This is a genomic window from Pseudomonas sp. TMW 2.1634, assembly GCF_001703595.1.
Taxonomy (GTDB): Bacteria; Pseudomonadota; Gammaproteobacteria; order Pseudomonadales; family Pseudomonadaceae; genus Aquipseudomonas; species Aquipseudomonas fragi.
In genome coordinates this window covers 1,205,270-1,220,508 of record NZ_CP016849.1, presented here as the reverse complement: position 1 = coordinate 1,220,508, position 15,239 = coordinate 1,205,270, and the positions used below count along the sequence as shown (strand labels likewise).

The window sequence follows — 15,239 nt, the reverse complement described above, 5'->3', positions numbered from 1 at the left end:
GATTCGCATCGCTGCAAGTTAAGAGCTCGCAGCCTTTGTTCCTCGTCAGCGACTACATGATTGAAGAGTTCCTGAAATGCCTGAATTCAACGCCCCCCTGCGCGATATGCGCTTTGTCCTGCACGAAGTCTTCGAAGCCCCGGCACTCTGGGCCCGGCTGCCAGCCCTGGCCGACCATGTGGATGCCGATACCGCCGACGCCATTCTCGAAGAAGCCGCCAAGGTCACCGGCCAATTGATCGCCCCGCTCAACCGCAGCGGCGACGAGCAAGGTGCGCAGTGGCAGGCCGGAAAGGTCAGCACCCCCGAAGGTTTCAAGGCGGCCTACCGCACCTATATCGAAGGTGGCTGGGTGGGCCTGTCGGGCAACCCCGAATTCGGCGGGCTGGGCATGCCGAAAATGCTCGCCGTGCAATTCGAAGAAATGCTCTACGCGGCCAACTCAAGCTTTGCCCTGTATTCAGCGCTGACCAGCGGCGCTTGCCTGGCCATCGACGCTCATGCCAGCGAAGCGCTTAAAAGCCGCTACCTGCCGCCCCTGTATGAAGGGCGCTGGGCCGGCTCCATGTGCTTGACCGAGGCGCATTCCGGCACTGGGCAATGTGTGCCGCCTGCCCTGGCGCGACATGTTCAGCCAGCGGCGCATGCTCAGCGGCTTGTCCGATCTGCCGGCTGACGCCTTTATGAAAGCAGGTGCCGTACCGGCACACCTGCATATCCCCGTCGAGACCCATGCCACGCAGGCGGTATCGGCCACGGGCGAACGTGCACCGTTAAACCCGCAAAGATTCACCCTGCCTATCAGTGAGCCACAGTCATGACGTTCCTTGAACTACTCGATGTCATTGCATTGACCTGCGTGGTGACCGTGCTGCTGACGCTGTTTTGGCAGCGCATGCGCCTGTACTTGAAAAATCATTTCGAGCAGTACCTGTCACCCCGCTATTTGAAATCGTGCGGCGTTCGCCGTCGCATGCCAGCCAGCCCTGCTCAGAGAACGCCTGATGAGTCTGTTTAAGTCCGACGCACCGGCGCAAAAAGTTGCCGGATCCTGGAGCGGCCTGGGCGCCTGGAACCTGTATTTCCTGGCCAAGTTCTTGCTGGCCTGGACGGGCCATCTGAATATCCAGATTTTGCCCAACCTGATATTTGCTGCCGTGTTGCTGATCCCGATCGCCAGCCCGGCGCTGCGCCGCCTGCGCACCTTGATTGCCATCCCGGTGGCCGTGGCCCTGCTGTATCAGGACACCTGGTTCCCGCCCTTCAGCCGTCTGCTGGCACAACCGGGTGTGCTGAACTTTTCGTTCGACTATATCGTCGAGCTGCTGGGGCGCTTTATCGACTGGCAAGTGTGCGCCCTGTTGCTGCTGCTGTTTGTCGCCTATCTGTTCCTTAACCAGTGGCTGCGCCTGACCACCCTCACCCTGCTGGGTTTTGCCTGGCTGGGCATGGGCAATGTGCAATGGTTGTTGCCACCTTCCGCAGAGCCGCAACTGGCGGGCACACAGAGCGCTACAGGCGGGCAAACCACCAGCGTGGGCGAGCCGGACGATGCAACGCTCAATGGCTACCTGGAAAAGTTCTACCTCAACGAATCCACGCGCAAGGTCGAATTCAAGGAGCCGGCCGTCAAGCCGCCGCCGTTCGATCTGCTGGTGATCAATATCTGCTCGATGGCCTGGGATGACCTGGATGCCGTGGGCCTGCGCGACAATCCATTGTTCAGCCAGATGGACGTGATCTTCGACAACTTCAACTCGGCCACCGCCTACAGCGGCCCGGCAGCGATTCGTTTGCTGCGCGCCAGTTGCGGCCAGACTTCCCATACGCAGCTGTACAAGCAACCGGCCGACCAGTGCCTGCTGTTCGATGACTTGCGCAAGCTGGGCTTTGCCAATGAGCTGATGCTCAACCACACCGGCGAATTCGACGGCTTCCTGCAGGAAGTGCGCGAACAGGGCCAGTTGCCGCCTCCTGCCCTGGGTGTGGTACCCGCCGGGCTGCCACGCACCTATGTCGGTTTTGATGGCTCGCCGATCTGGCGCGACCGGGATGTATTGAGCAAGTGGTGGCAACACCGCATGGCTGAAGACGCACCCAATATGGCGCTGTTCTACAACACCACCAGCCTGCACGACGGTAACCGCCAGGTGCAGTCCGACGGCGGCACCCAGTCGGCCGACTACCAAAGCCGGGCGCAGGTCCTGCTCGACGACCTTAATGCCTTCCTCAAAGAGCTGGAAAAAAGTGGCCGTCGCGTGGTGGTCGCCATCGTGCCCGAACACGGCGCAGCATTGCACGGTGACCGCATGCAGATCGCCGGCATGCGCGAAATCCCCAGTGACTCCATCACCCATGTACCGGTGGGTATCAAGCTGATCAATATGGGCGACAACGCGCAAACCCAGCCGATTCATGTCAGTGAGCCAAGCAGCTACCTGGCCGTGGCAGAGATCATTGCCCGCCTGTATGCCGACCCGGCGCTGAGCAATGGGCAGACCGTGGACTGGTCGAAACTGCTGACCGATCTGCCCAAAACCCCGAAAGTCTCGGAAAACTCAGGGACCGTGGTGCTCGATTACAACGGCAAACCCTATGTGCGAATCAAGGAGAACGGCGGATGGCTGCCTTACCCACAGCGGTTCAAATAAGCGCCGATATCCTTTCGCGCAAAGAGCGGGCCGATGATATTGCCCGGCTTAAATCCATGATGGAGCTGCACGCCCTGGAATATGTCGATGTGTCGGCACATATGGAGCTGTTGCAGGCCTTCGAGCGCTGGCCGTTGCTGGCCTATCTTGAGGCGCAATACAAGCAGCCCCTGGATCTGGCCAAAGACCCGGAGCAAACCCCATGATCGCCATGAGTTTGCGTGGTGTTCGCGGTGGCGTGGGCACCAGCTCCACGGTGGCGGCCTTGGGCCATGCGCTGCATGCGCTGGGACAGAAAGTGCTGCTGGTGGACATGTGCCCGGAGAACTCCCTGGGCCTGCATTTCAATATGGACCTTGCCCCCCGCGAAGGCTGGGCACGGGCGACCCTGGACCAGCAACCCTGGCACGAACATGCCTGGGTGGTAGAACCAGGCCTGTGCGTGCTGCCCTATGGGCAATTGAAGCCCAGCGAAGTGTTTGCCCTCGATGCCCTGCTGATCGAGCAGCCCAAACTCTGGACCCAGCGCAAGGCTGCGCTGGCGAACGGCTTCGACTGGATTATCTTCGACGTGCCACAACGCCTGCCTGGCCATATAAGCAACCCGCATTGCAGCCTCGCGATGATGGTGATCAACGCGGACGCGGCCTGCCATGTGCTGTTGCAGCCGCAGCTGGCGCAGACCCCGCTGTTTCTGGTCAATCGCTTCGATGCCGCCAGCCAGTTGCAGCGCGATCTGCTGCTGATCTGGCAACAGCGTTACGCCCACGCCCTGGTACCCGTCAACCTGCATGCCGATGAAGCGATGGGCGAAGCCCTGGCCAGAAGCGAGCCTGCCGGGCGTTATGCGCCTGCCAGCCTGATTGCCCTGGATATCATCAGCCTGGCCAGTTGGTGCCTGCTGCGCGGCAGGAGGCTTGAATGATCAGGCACTGGTTTCCCTATACACGCTTGCGCCGTGAGCAGAACTGCACCCGTTTTACCGCCTTCACCCTGGCCTTGATTCAAGCGCTGGGCTGGATGTTCCTGCGCCTGGAATCGCCCCGCTGGCAAGCCTTGCGGGCACAGCATCGGCGCCTGTATCCGCACCTGGCCGACAAGCCCTCGACCATTGGTGACCCGCTGCGCTACACGGTGCAAACCCTGTGGTTGCTGCTGGTGCGCACGCCCAACCAGAACCAGATCGGCCGCCAGCGCTTTCGTCAGCGCACCGCGGGCCTGCTGTCGGCCCTGCTGATGATCGTGCAAAAGCCGTGGAACCTGCTGTCCAATACTTTTGCCCATTTGCCCACCACCCTCAGCCCGCAAGTGACCAAAGGCTCACACTGGTGGGACAACATTCACTGGCCGCTGCGCAAGGGCCTGTATATCGCAATGGGCGTGCTGGCCCTGGCGCTGATTGTGCTGTGCATTACCGAACCCTTCGGCTTCCTCGCACAACTGGTATTTGTGGTGTTGCTGTGGATGCTGGCGATGCTGGTGCGGCGCATGCCGGGGCGCTTCCCGACCCTGTTGCTGATCGTGTTGTCGGTCATCGTGTCGTGCCGTTATCTGTGGTGGCGCTACACCTCGACCCTGAACTGGAACGACACCTTCGACCTGGTTTGCGGCCTGACCTTGTTGGTGGCCGAAACCTACACCTGGCTGATCCTGCTGCTGGGGTATGTGCAAACCTCATGGCCGCTCAATCGCAAACCGGCCCAACTGCCGGCCGACACTGATCAATGGCCGGTGGTCGACCTGCTGATTCCCACCTACAACGAAGAGTTGTCCGTAACCCGTGGCACGGTGTATGCGGCGCTGGGCATCGACTGGCCGAAAGACAAGCTGCGCATCCATTTGCTCGACGACGGCAACCGCCCAAGCTTCAAGACGTTTGCCGAGGAAGTAGGCATCAACTACATCGCCCGTACCGACAACCGTCACGCCAAGGCCGGTAACCTCAACCATGCGCTGAAATTGCTCGACGGCGATCTGGTGGCGATTTTTGACTGCGACCACATGCCCGCCCGCTCCTTCCTGCAATTGACCGTTGGCTGGTTTTTGCGCGACCCGAAACTGGCGCTGGTGCAAACCCCGCACCACTTCCTTTCGCCGGACCCTTTCGAGCGCAACCTGGGCACTTTCCGTAACCGTCCCAACGAAGGCGAGCTGTTCTACGGCCTGATCCAGGACGGCAACGACATGTGGAACGCTGCGTTCTTCTGCGGCTCTTGCGCCATCTTGCGGCGTACCGCGATTGACTCGATTGGCGGCTTTGCGGTGGAAACCGTGACCGAAGATGCCCACACCGCCTTGCGCCTGCACCGCAACGGCTGGACTTCGGCCTACCTGCGCATTCCGCAGGCGGCAGGGCTGGCGACCGAGAGCCTGTCGGCGCATATCGGCCAGCGCATCCGCTGGGCGCGGGGCATGGTGCAGATTTTCCGCACCGACAACCCGCTGCTGGGCAAGGGCCTGACGATCTTCCAGCGCATCTGCTACACCAACGCCATGATGCACTTTCTGGTGGGGCTGCCGCGGCTGGTGTTCCTCACCGCACCCCTGGCCTTCCTGTTCTTCCATGCCTATATCATCTACGCCCCGGCCGTGATGATCCTGCTCTACGTATTGCCGCACATGATCCACGCCAGCCTGACCAACTCGCGGATGCAAGGCGCCTATCGCCAGACCTTCTGGGGCGAGGTGTACGAAACCGTACTGGCCTGGTATATCGCCCGGCCCACCACGGTGGCCTTGTTCAGCCCGTCGCGGGGCAAGTTCAACGTCACCGCCAAGGGCGGCATGATGGAAGAAAACCAGTTCGACTGGCAGACCGCCAAGCCGTACCTGATCTTGTCTGTGCTGAACGCGCTCGGCCTGGGCTTTGCCGTCTGGCGCCTGTTCTATGGCCCCCGGGATGAAATCTTCACCGTGATCGTCAGCGTGCTGTGGGTGATCTACAACCTGCTGATCATCGGGGCTGCGGTGGCCGTGGCCGCCGAAGTGCGCCAGGTGCGCAACACCCACCGCGTGCTCGCACGCTTGCCGGGTGCGGTGAAGCTGGCTGACGGGCACAGCTACCCCTGCGAACTGGTGGATTACTCCGACGGTGGCGTTGGCCTGCAACTGAGCCAGGCCCTGCAACTGCCGGTGGGCAGCCCGGTGTCGCTGATTCTGCAACGTGGCAACCGTGAGTTTGTGTTCACCGGCACCCTGACCCGCGCCAACGAGCGCTTTATCGGCTTGAGCTTTGCTCAGTTGCCGGCTGACGAAAAGATTGCTTTTGTGCAATGCACCTTTGGCCGCGCCGATGCCTGGCTTGACCACAACAGCGGGTTTGAAGCCGACAAGCCCATCCAGAGCCTCAAGGAAATCCTGGCCCTGGGTATCAAGGGCTATTACCGCTTGTATGAATACCTGCCGGCGTGGATCCGCGTATTGGCAAAACCCTTTTTGCACATCTTTCAGTGGCTGGGCAGTTTCCTGCCGCGCATGCCCACCTCCACCCCTCTTACTTCCCGGCCAGTGAGCAGATCATGAGTCGTATAACCAAAAAATCCTTATTCGCCAGCCTTGCGCTGATGACCTTCGCCTCACAGCTGATGTCGGCCACCCTGCCTTTACCGGGGAGTTCCCCGGTGGCCGAAACGCTGCCCAAACCTGCTTTCGCCCAGACCGATCAGGTGCTGCCAAGCTGGCCGGTGACCTATACCTTCGAGCAACTGGGGCGCCCCGGCGATTCATTGCTGCTGGGTATCAATAGCGCCGACCAGGTGGAATTCGGCATGCGCCGCGACCGGATTGCCAGCGACGCCAGCCTGCAACTGGAATACACGCCCTCGCCTTCGCTGATCCCGACGGTCTCCCATATCCGGGTCTACCTCAATGATGTGCTGATGGGCGTGCTGCCGATCGAAAAAGACCAGCTGGGGCGTAAAACCACGCAAAAGATGGCCCTTGATCCGCGACTGATTTCGGACTTCAACCGCGTGCGCCTGGAGTTTGTCGGTCATTACACCGAATTCTGCGAAGACCCGGCCAACAGTACCCTGTGGGTCAATATCAGCCGTGGCAGCAGCATTACCCTGCAAGAACAGGCGCTGAGCCTGCAAAACGACCTGGCATTTTTCCCGCTGCCGTTTTTCGACCCGCGCAACAGCGGCAAGCTGGAACTGCCGTTTGTCTTCGCTGCCAACCCGACCCTGGGCGAGCAAAAAGCCGCTGCGATCCTGGCCTCCTACTTCGGTAGCCAGTCCAACTGGCGCGGGGCTAATTTCCCGGTCGTGTTCGATAGCCTGCCCAGCGTGCAGAACAAGGACGCCGTGCAGCCCACCGTGGTATTTGCCACCAACGATCATCGCCCTGCGTTCATGAGCGACCTGGAGAAATTCCCGGCCGTAACGGCGCCGGTGGTGGAGATGATCAACCACCCGGATGCGCCTTACAGCAAAATCCTGCTGGTTATGGGCCGCAACGAAGACGACCTGGCCACGGCCGCCAAGGCCCTGGCCCTGGGCGGCAACCTGCTGCGCGGTTCGCGCGTGACCATCGACAAGGTCCAGGAGCTGCAGCCACGCAAACCCTACGATGCACCGGCCTGGATGCGTACCGACCGCCCGGTTCGTTTTGCCGAACTGGTCAGTTACCCGCAACAGCTGCAAGTCAGCGGGCTGGTGCCACGCGCCATCACCCTGGACGTCAACCTGCCGCCTGACCTGTTTGTCTGGCGCAACCAGGGCATCCCGCTGCGCACCCAGTACCGCTACACCGCACCGTCGGCCAATGATGATTCGCGCCTGAATATCAGCCTCAACGACCAGTTCCTCACCAGCCTGCCGTTGCTGCGCAAAGACACCAGCAACCTGGAAGAACTGCGCCTGGCGGTCCTGTCCAACGACTCGGCCAACGTCAACGACAAGCTGATCGTGCCTTCGCTGAAAATTGGCGACCGTAACCGCCTGCGCTTTGACTTCAACTTTGCCAGCACGATGGGCAGCTCGCAGAAAGATCGCTGCCAGACCATCCTGCCGGCCAACACCCAGGCAATTATTGATGAAGACTCCACCATCGATATGTCCGGCTACTACCACTACATCAGCATGCCCGACCTCAAGGCCTTTGCCCGCAGTGGTTTCCCGTTCAGCCGCATGGCCGACATGTCGGAATCCATCGTGGTCGTCCCCAAAGACACCACGCCAACCCAAATCAGCACCCTGCTGGAAACCGTGGCCAGCATTTCTGCACGTTCCGGCTACCCGGCTTTTGGCCTGCGCCTGACCGATGACTGGCAAGCAGCCTCCAAGGCCGATGCCGACCTGCTGGTGCTGGGGCAAATGGCGCCTGACCTGCGCGACAACCCTGACCTGAGCGTGCTGCTGCAACGTCAGCGCGACATGCTGGTTCAACCTCATGGCACCAGCGGGATCGACGCCAACAACCGCCGCACGCCGTCAACCGATGCGCGCAACGTGCCAGCCAACAAAGTGGAAGTCACCGCCCAGGCGCCGATTGCCGCTATTTTGGGCATGCAGTCGCCCACCCATAACCAGCGCAGCGTCGTCGCCCTGCTGGCCAATGATGATGCGGACTACAACCTGCTGCGAGAAGTCCTGTCCGACAGCGGCAAACTGGACGCCGTAGCGGGTTCTGCGGCCCTGATCCGCAGCAGCGGTGTGTACAGTCAACTGGTCGGTGATCAGTACTTTGTCGGTAACCTGCCGTGGTACCTGCTGCTGTGGTACCAACTGTCCGAGCACCCGGTATTGCTCACCATATTGGCCGTGATCAGCGTTCTGCTCAGCGCCTTCCTGCTGTGGCGTGCCCTGAGCTGGGCTGCCAACCGTCGTCTGCACAAGCATGACTAAGGCCATGAAGCGCCTGGCGGTCCTCGCCATCACCTCCACCCTGGGGCTTTTGCCCCAGGGTGCGAGTGCGCAATCCTGTAACTGGCCCGCCTGGGACAGTTACAAGAAGGCCATGATGAGCAGCGACGGGCGCATTATCGATGGCTCGTCGGCGCAAATGATCACCACCTCGGAAGGTCAGAGTTACGGGTTGTTTTTTGCCTTGTTGGGCAATGACAAAAAAAGCTTTGCCACCATTCTCGAATGGACCCGCAATAACCTTGCCGGTGGCAGCCTGGAGGCGCACCTGCCGGCCTGGCAATGGGGCCTGGCGAAAAACGGCAAGTGGCAGATCCTGGACAGCAACAATGCCAGCGATGCCGACCTGTGGATCGCCTACAGCCTGCTCGAAGCCGGGCGGCTGTGGCAGTGGCCCGAATATGTGGCACTGGGGCAGAACATGCTCTGGCGCAGCGCTGCGCAAAGCCTGCGCAAACTGCCCGGGCTGGGCCTGATGCTGTTGCCGGGTGACGTGGGTTTCGACAGCCCCAAAGGCTGGCGCCTGAACCCCAGTTATTTGCCACCGCAACTGCTGGCCCGCTTTGCCCGTATTTCACCGATCTGGGCCGAACTGGCGAGCAACCAGCAACGCATGTTGATCGAGACTTCACCCAAGGGCTTTGCCCCGGACTGGCTCGTGTGGAAAGCCGCTGGCGGTTGGGCTGCGGACAGCAAGGAAGGTTCGCTGGGGGACTACGATGCCATTCGTGTCTACCTGTGGGTCGGCATGCTGGCCCAGGACGCGGCCAATCGCCAGACCCTGCAACAACACTTTGCACCGATGGCCAGCCTCACCCAAACCCTGGGGTATGTGCCGGAAAGCGTCAATGCCGTCACCGGCAAATACACCGGCACGGGGCCGGTAGGGTTCTCTGCCGCCCTGCTGCCACTGCTGGCCAGCCTGGACTCTCCCGCCCTGGCCATACAAAAAGCCAGGATTGAGCAACAGCCGCCAGCGGCCGATGCTTATTACAACCAGTCGCTGCTGCTGTTTGGCCAGGGCTGGGATGAACAACGCTATCGCTTTGACAAGGATGGACAGCTTTTACCTTCGTGGATCAAAACATGCCAAAAATAACAACATGGGCGTTCCTGCTCGGTGGATTGTCCACTGCAGCCATTGCACAACCGACCACGGTGCAGGAACAGCAACAATGGCTACTGGAGCAGGTGCGCATTGGCGAGGCCATGTACCGCGAAGATCTGGTGCGTGACTCGCTGGCACGCCTGCAATTGATCTCACCCAACAACCCGCAAGCGCTGGTGGCGTCCATACGCCAGGCCTTGCTGGAGAAAAACCCCGAGCTGGCCAAGCAGCGCCTGGCCCAGCTGCAAAGTGTCGCCCCGGATTCGGCTGCATTGCGTCAGGCCCAGAGCCTGATGAAGCTGCAGGACCCGCAAAGCCAGAAAGACCTGCAACAGGCGCGCCTGTTTGCCGCTGCCGGCCGCCCTGAAGAAGCCGCCGCGATCTTCGAGCGCCTGTTTGGCAATGCCCCGCCGGATTTCGCCACGGCACTGGAATACCTGCGTATTCGCAGCAATATCCAGGGCCAGCGGCCGCAGGTTATCGAGCAATTGCGTACCCTCGACAAGCAGTACCCGGGCAACCCCGGCCTGCGTCAAACCCTGGCCGACCTGCTGTTTCGCGAAGACCGGGCGCCCGAAGCCCTGGTCGTCCTGCAGCAACTGGCCAAAGACCCGGTCGCCAGCAACCAGGCAGCCGAGCGTGAGTTCACCTACCTCAACACCCTGCCGGTGGAACGCAGCTCGGCGCAGGCCTGGAAGGGCTTTATTGACCGCTACCCGAACTCGCCACTGATCGCCCAGGCCAACCAGAACCTGAAAAAGCAGGAGCAGTTGCTCAATGACCCGGCGTGGACCGCCGGTGCCCAGGGCAAGCAGATGATCGATCAGTCGCGCAACCCGGCGGCGGCCGAGGTGCAATTGCGCCGCGCCCTCAAGCAATACCCCGACGACCCGACCCTCTACGGTGCCCTGGGCATGGCCCAGTTCCGCCAGAGCCGCTATGCCGAAGCCAACGCCAACTTCACCACGGCACGCGCCAAGGAGCAGGACACCTCCAACATCAGCAAGTGGCAAGACCTGATGGACGCCAGCCGCTACCGCATGCTGCTCAGCCAGGGTGACAAGGCCCTGGAGCAGAACAACCTGACGGCGGCGCGCAACGCTTTTGCCCAGGCCCGCAAGGCCAAGCCTGGCGATGCCGACCCGCTGATCGGCCTGGCCGGTGTCGCTCGCGCCGAACACGACGATATCCAGGCCGAAGCCCTGCTGTTGCAGGCCCGGCGCCTGGAGCCGAACAATGGCAGTGTCGTGCGTGGCCTGGTGCGCTTGTACAGCGCGCAAGACCCGCAGAAGGCCAAGGCATTTCTCGCCAGCCTGCCCGCCTCCAGCCAGAAGGAATTCGCCGGGCTGCGCCAGAGCATGGAACTGGACGACCTGAACAAGCAAGCCGACGCCGCGACCGAGCGCAAGGACTGGCCGCAAGTAGTGGCCTTGCTTGGCAAGATTCGCAACCTGAGCCCCGACGAACCCTGGGTGACCTACCGCTTGGCCAACGCCCAGCGCCAGATCAACCAGCCCGCAACGGCCGACGACAGCTTCAAGCAACTGATGGCCCGCCAGGGGAAAAACCCCGAAGCGGTGTATGCCTACGCCCTCTACCTGTCCTCCAGCGACCGCGACGCCAGCGCCCTCAACGTGATGGCGCAATTACCCCGGGCGCAATGGACCGCCTCCATGCATGAACTGGACGCCCGCCTGCAGCGCAACGTCCTGGTGGCCCGTGCCGAAAGCCTGCGTGCCGCGGGCCAGGAACCCCAGGCCATTGCCTTGCTAATGCAGGACAACAGCCCCGACGACCAGATGACCATTGCCGGCTGGGCCCAGGAGCGCGGTGACTATGTTCAGGCGCAAAGCCTGTACAGCCAGGTGCTGAAAAAAGACCCGGGCAATACCGAGGCGCAACTGGGGCAGATCGAAACCCTGATTGCCAGCAAGCAGTTGCCTGCTGCGCGTCAGCAACTGGTGCAGTTCAGCCCTGCCGCCGGCACGCCGTTGACCCCGTCCCAGCAACGGCGCGTGGCCAATGCCTGGGCTGGCGTAGGCGAGCCCGACAAAGCTCAGGCCATCTATGCTCAGCTGCTGCAGTCACCCCAGGTTGACCCGCTGATGTACCGCGATGCCGCGCGGCTCAATGCCGCCAAGGACCCGCAACAAGCGCTGGATTACTACGCCAAAAGCATGGCTGCCGCCGGCCTGATCGAACCTGGGCAGGCCAACCCCCGGGACAACCGTGCCATGACCCTGGCCAGTCGCGAAAAAGACGATGACCAGTGGCTGGCCCGCAGTCTGCGCAGCGATGTAGACGAGCTTTACCAGCGGCAAACCCCGACCCTGCATCTGTATACCGACTATGGCTGGCGTTCGGACAACGCTTCGGCCGGCACGTCGGACACCGATACCCGCACCACCATTCTGCAACTGGATTTGCCGGTGGCCGATGGCACCGGGTTTCTGCGCGCAGAACAGCTGAATATGGATGCGGGCAAGTTCAAGGCTGACTCCGATGGTCAGGTGCGCGAGAACTACGGCACCTGCAACGTCAAATACAACCGCAAGGGCACCGACGGGCCGGACTTCTCGGGTTGCGCCGACAGCTCCCAATCCGCCAATGGCACCATGATGGCCGCGGGTTGGAAGAATGAAGTCTGGAACGTCGATATCGGCCGCACCCCGGACAACTTCAAAGTGCCCAACTGGCTGGGTGGCGTGGCCTACAGCAGCAAAATCGGCTCGCTGGGCTGGACCCTGACCGGTTCGCGTCGGCCCTTGAGCAACTCGATCCTGTCCTATGCCGGTGCCACCGACCCCAATACCGGCATCACCTGGGGCGGCGTCACTTCCAACGGCGTGACCCTGAGCCTGAGCCACGACGAAGGTGGCGTGGACGGTGTGTGGGCCAGTCTGGGCCAGCACTGGTTGCGCGGCAAGAACGTGGAAAACAACCACAAGAGCACGGCAATGGCCGGTTACTACTACCGTTTGGTGGAACGTGCCGATGAGCGCATGCGCACCGGCCTGACGCTGATGTACTGGGGCTACGACCACGATTCGAGCGAATACACCCTGGGCCAGGGCGGTTACTACAGCCCGCAGAAGTATTACTCGATTGGTGTACCGCTCAATTATGCGTTCCGGACTGCCAACTGGTCGGTGTCACTGGAAAGTTCGGTGAGCTGGTCGTATGCCAAGACCGACGCCCACGACCTCTACCCGCTTAGCGGGTTGAACGACAAACTGATCCAGGGGCTGGATGAACAGGGTTTCAAACTGGCTGACGGCCTTGGGCAGTCGTCCAGCGGCAGCAGCACGGGCATTGGTTACCGTCTGCAAGGGCTGGTGGAGCGCAGGTTGTCGGATCATCTGGTACTGGGGGGCGGTTTGCTCTATCAGCACAGTGACAGCTACGCACCGAGCCGGGCAATGCTGTACCTGCGCTACACCTTTGATGTATGGCAAGGCAACTTGCCGATGCCGGTGCAGCCTTTGATCCCGTATGCGGACTTCAGGTAGTCGTTAACTGTGGGAGCGGGCTTGCCCGTGATTGGATCGACGCGGTTTTATCGATAGACCGCGCCGCCTGCATCGCGAGCAAGCCCGCTCCCACAGTGCCAATCAGCGTTTGACCGGTGCGCGCATGGTCACGAACTCTTCGGCAGCCGTCGGGTGTACCCCAATGGTGTGGGAGCGGGCTTGCCCGCGATTGGATCGACGCGGTTTTACCGATAGACCGCGCCGCCTGTATCGCGAGCAAGCCCGCTCCCACAGTGAATAATCAGCGTTTGACCGGCGTGCGCATGGTCACGAATTCTTCGGCTGCCGTCGGGTGTACCCCGATGGTGTGGGAGCGGGCTTGCCCGCGATTGGATTGGCGCGGTTTAACCGATAGACCGCGCCGCCTGTATCGCGAGCAAGCCCGCTCCCACAGTGAAAAAATCAGCGTTTGACCGGCGTGCGCATGGTCACGAATTCTTCGGCTGCCGTCGGGTGTACCCCGATGGTGTGGGAGCGGGCTTGCCCGCGATTGGATCGACGCGGTTTTACCGATAGACCGCGCTGCCTGTATCGCGAGCAAGCCCGCTCCCACAGTGAATAATCAGCGTTTGACCGGTGTGCGCATGGTCACGAACTCTTCGGCTGCCGTCGGGTGTACCCCGATGGTGTGGGAGCGGGCTTGCCCGCGATTGGATCGACGCGGTTTTATCGATAGACCGCGCCGCCTGTATCGCGAGCAAGCCCGCTCCCACAGTGAAAATCAGCGTTTGACCGGTGTGCGCATGGTCACGAATTCTTCGGCTGCCGTCGGGTGTACCCCGATGGTTTCGTCGAAGTGCTGTTTGGTCGCCCCGGCCTTCAAGGCAATCGCCAGCCCCTGCACGATCTCCCCCGCCTCCGGGCCGACCATATGGCAACCCAGCACCTTGTCGGTGTCGGCATCCACCACCAGCTTCATCAGCGTACGCTCCTGGCACTCGGTGAGTGTCAGTTTCATCGGCCGGAAGCTGCTTTCGAAAATCTGCACCTTGTGCCCGGCTTCAACCGCCTGTTCTTCACTCAGGCCCACGGTGCCGATGTTCGGCAGGCTGAACACTGCCGTCGGGATCATCCGGTAATCCACCGGGCGATATTGCTCGGGCTTGAACAGACGGCGCGCCACAGCCATACCTTCAGCCAGTGCCACCGGCGTCAGTTGCACGCGACCAATCACATCGCCAATGGCCAGGATCGATGGCTCGGCGCTCTGGTACAAATCATCCACTTCGACAAAACCGCGCTTGTCGAGTTTGACTGCAGTGTTTTCCAGGCCCAGGTTGTCGAGCATCGGCCGGCGGCCCGTGGCGTAGAACACACAATCGGTGATCAGCTCGCGGCCGTCCTTGAGCGTGGCCTTGAGGCTGCCATCGGCCTGCTTGTCGATCCGCTCGATATCGGCGTTGAATTGTACGTCCATGCCGCGCTTGACCAGCTCTTCATGCAAATGCTTGCGCACCGCACCGTCGAAGCCGCGCAGGAACATCTCGCCGCGATACAGCAAGGATGTTTTCGCACCCAGACCGTGGAAAATCCCCGCGAATTCGACGGCAATATAGCCACCGCCCACCACCAGCACACGCTTTGGAAGTTCCTTGAGGAAAAACGCCTCGTTGGAGCTGATGGCGTGTTCATGGCCCGGAATGTCCGGGATCTGCGGCCAGCCGCCAGTCGCGATCAGGATATGGTTGGCAGTATGGCGCTGACCGTTGATTTCAACTTCATGGGGGCCGGTAATTTTCGCGTGGCCCTCGATCAGGCTGACGCCGCTATTGACCAGCAGGTTGCGATAAATACCGTTGAGACGGTTGATCTCGCGGTCCTTGTTGGCAATCAGGGTCGCCCAGTCGAAATCGGCCTCCCCCAGGCTCCAGCCAAAACCCGAAGCCTGTTCGAAGTCTTCGGCAAAGTGTGCGCCGTAAACCAGCAGTTTTTTGGGTACACACCCCACGTTGACGCAGGTACCGCCCAGATAGCGGCTTTCTGCTACAGCGACTTTTGCACCGAAACCTGCGGCAAAACGTGCAGCACGCACCCCACCGGAACCCGCACCAATTACAAACAGATCAAATTCGTAGGCCATTTCACT

9 protein-coding genes and 1 pseudogene are annotated in these 15,239 nt (G+C 61.3%); 9 read left to right on the top strand and 1 reads right to left on the bottom strand.

Annotation, left to right across the window (positions count from 1 at the left end):
• Window positions 1-76 precede the first annotated feature (76 nt).
• The 9 genes and pseudogenes from BFC21_RS05800 to bcsC form a co-directional block, all read left to right on the top strand.
• A pseudogene (locus BFC21_RS05800) lies at window positions 77-595 on the top strand (acyl-CoA dehydrogenase N-terminal domain-containing protein); the annotation flags it as partial.
• Window positions 596-817: 222 nt separating this feature from the next.
• Window positions 818-1,018 carry a cellulose biosynthesis protein BcsF gene (gene bcsF / locus BFC21_RS05790; protein WP_016780950.1) on the top strand — a complete coding sequence of 67 codons (201 nt, stop codon included), beginning with the start codon at window positions 818-820 and terminating at the stop codon, window positions 1,016-1,018.
• Window positions 1,005-2,651, top strand: coding sequence for a cellulose biosynthesis protein BcsG (gene bcsG, locus BFC21_RS05785; RefSeq protein WP_095004935.1), 1,647 nt, complete (start codon window positions 1,005-1,007; stop codon window positions 2,649-2,651). The genes bcsF and bcsG overlap by 14 nt, the downstream gene beginning before the upstream one ends.
• Window positions 2,621-2,857 carry a cellulose biosynthesis protein BcsR gene (gene bcsR / locus BFC21_RS05780; protein ID WP_020467787.1) on the top strand — a complete coding sequence of 79 codons (237 nt, stop codon included), beginning with the start codon at window positions 2,621-2,623 and terminating at the stop codon, window positions 2,855-2,857. The genes bcsG and bcsR overlap by 31 nt, the downstream gene beginning before the upstream one ends.
• A complete protein-coding gene (bcsQ, locus tag BFC21_RS05775; RefSeq protein WP_088377399.1) occupies window positions 2,854-3,576 on the top strand; it encodes a cellulose biosynthesis protein BcsQ in 723 nt (240 codons plus the stop codon). The genes bcsR and bcsQ overlap by 4 nt, the downstream gene beginning before the upstream one ends.
• On the top strand, window positions 3,573-6,173 hold the full coding sequence (gene bcsA, locus BFC21_RS05770; protein WP_095004933.1) for a UDP-forming cellulose synthase catalytic subunit: 2,601 nt from the start codon (window positions 3,573-3,575) through the stop codon (window positions 6,171-6,173). The genes bcsQ and bcsA overlap by 4 nt, the downstream gene beginning before the upstream one ends.
• Window positions 6,170-8,497 carry a cellulose biosynthesis cyclic di-GMP-binding regulatory protein BcsB gene (gene bcsB / locus BFC21_RS05765; RefSeq protein ID WP_095004932.1) on the top strand — a complete coding sequence of 776 codons (2,328 nt, stop codon included), beginning with the start codon at window positions 6,170-6,172 and terminating at the stop codon, window positions 8,495-8,497. The genes bcsA and bcsB overlap by 4 nt, the downstream gene beginning before the upstream one ends.
• A gap of 4 nt (window positions 8,498-8,501) precedes the next feature.
• Window positions 8,502-9,614 carry a cellulose synthase complex periplasmic endoglucanase BcsZ gene (gene bcsZ / locus BFC21_RS05760; protein ID WP_095004931.1) on the top strand — a complete coding sequence of 371 codons (1,113 nt, stop codon included), beginning with the start codon at window positions 8,502-8,504 and terminating at the stop codon, window positions 9,612-9,614.
• Window positions 9,602-13,132, top strand: a complete 3,531-nt coding sequence (gene bcsC / locus BFC21_RS05755; RefSeq protein ID WP_120265787.1) for a cellulose synthase complex outer membrane protein BcsC — start codon at window positions 9,602-9,604, stop codon at window positions 13,130-13,132. The genes bcsZ and bcsC overlap by 13 nt, the downstream gene beginning before the upstream one ends.
• A 742-nt stretch (window positions 13,133-13,874) precedes the next feature.
• Here the strand turns inward: bcsC and gorA are convergent.
• Entirely contained in the window at window positions 13,875-15,233 is a 1,359-nt protein-coding gene (gene gorA / locus BFC21_RS05745; RefSeq protein WP_088377395.1) for a glutathione-disulfide reductase, read from the bottom strand.
• Window positions 15,234-15,239 lie beyond the last annotated feature (6 nt).